Consider the following 1441-nt stretch of genomic DNA (forward strand, 5'->3'; position numbering starts at 1 on the left):
CGACATGTAGAACCTGAAAACAATCTGGTGAATCAGATACATAGCAAAGCTTATTTCACCAAGAACCACAAACAATCGTTGCTTTAGAATTTTTGATATCAAGCCTCTGTTTATGGCAAAACACACCACCACCAAACCAAAAAACAGGCTTATAGCAAAGTGCGTCCAGAACTCACCTGACGCATTATTCCCAGGTCCAACGAGCGAATATGAAGCCGCTACAATGCCCTGCGTCAAAAACACAACACTAGCTACGCACAAAACCTCAAGGGCGGTGCACAGAGCAAATCCGAACCCCCTCCACCCTTTAATGTAGTCAAACACCTTAAATAGCAGCATCCCCATGAAAAACTCTTGAACCCTGAATAGCGGACTAATATATGCCAGACCGTACCCTGAAAATTCTGTCCATTTATCCGGAGAATAATAGTCACGACCGCTCAAATCAAAAATAAAAGCAGACACCCCACCCAGCAAAAGCAAAACCGCTAGTTTGAAGTACCAATTTTTATTCAGACCTGACAACAGGAACGGAAATACCGCATAGAAAAATAGCTCCGCAGAGATACTCCAAGAGACCATATTGAATGAAAAATAGTACGCAGGAACAGGAACAGTAGATTGAAGAAGAAACACATTAAGCAATGCAACAAGCCAGCCATCCTTGGCACCAAACACCCACACATATGAAGGAAGAAAGGCTACAACCAAGAGCAATGTAAAAATATGCGAAGGCCATACTTTTGAAAACCTAGAAGTATAAAACCTATAAAGACCGACAGACTCCATTCTCCCAGAATATACATAACTAAGTATAAACCCTGATAACACGAAGAAAAAACTGACACCAAAAACAAGCGGCACCCCACTCATGAATTCGCTAGAAAAAACTGAGCCCCTTGCGTGATGCAATAAGATTGCGAAGGCTGCAAAAAAACGGAGCGAAGTCAGACTGTCAATCATGCCCTTATTGTCCATGAAGGCTAATATCCTGGCGATAGCTTATGGGGGCCGGAATGATACCTTAGCTTCACTTGCTCCGTAAGGGTTTAAAGGTATTCAGGGAGCGCACACAAACGCCGGCTCGCTCCGGCGCCTTGTTTGGCGCGGGTCGAGCAAACCATCCATCCGCAGCCGCTGACGCAACTGCGGAGAAGCACGTAGATATTACACAGATCTCAGCTTGCGAATTACCTTGCCTGCAAAACCACGCAACCCGCCTGATGCTACAGGCTGGACGGTAAAAGGTTCAGATTCAGATGCAGATGCAGATGCAGGTGCAGGTGCAGGTGCAGGTGCAGGTGCACCTGCGGTAGGGCTGAAAAAATCCTCCTTACCGGTGAGCGAGATGAAATCAAGATAATTGAAGCCGTGAATCGATTCGATATGCTCCTGCTCTTTGGGGCAGGTCATTAACTGGTACAGCAACTCGATACCAAAC

General features: G+C 45.7%; 1 protein-coding gene and 1 pseudogene. Both read right to left on the minus strand.

Annotation, left to right across the window (positions count from 1 at the left end; all coding sequences use genetic code 11):
- Window positions 1–978, minus strand: a 978-nt coding sequence (locus AC1DLB_RS29885; protein ID WP_477786276.1) for an acyltransferase family protein, incomplete at its 3' end; no start/stop codon positions are given.
- Between the two features lie 189 nt (window positions 979–1167).
- Window positions 1168–1441 (minus strand): annotated as a pseudogene (locus tag AC1DLB_RS29890) (hypothetical protein); the annotation flags it as partial.

The organism is Pseudomonas sp. 05N434 (assembly GCF_056396965.1).